The following is a 212-nucleotide window of genomic DNA, read 5'->3' on the forward strand; positions in this document are numbered from 1 at the left end:
TATAAGAGACAGGTATAGACCCAGGCGTCGGCCGCCAGCCAGCCGTGCTGCTCGAGCAGGGTGCAGGCGGGTAGCAGCAGGTTCTGGTTAAACGGCGGGKCGAGAAATACCAGATCGAACGGCGTGGCTGCCGGGTTCTGCAGGTAGAGNCCGTCTCTTTTACACAACTGGCGCTGCCGGCGACGCGCCCCCRGGGGTGGAGATTCCTTGGG

At 63.6% G+C, this 212-nt stretch carries 1 protein-coding gene; it reads right to left on the reverse strand.

Going from position 1 to position 212, the window contains the following annotated elements:
* On the reverse strand, positions 1 to 212 hold a 212-nt coding region (locus ACQ4LH_RS21315; protein ID WP_430698980.1), incomplete at both ends, for an RsmD family RNA methyltransferase.

The organism is Pseudomonas peli (assembly GCF_050563605.1).
In the GTDB taxonomy this organism is placed as follows: domain Bacteria; phylum Pseudomonadota; class Gammaproteobacteria; order Pseudomonadales; family Pseudomonadaceae; genus Aquipseudomonas; species Aquipseudomonas peli_A.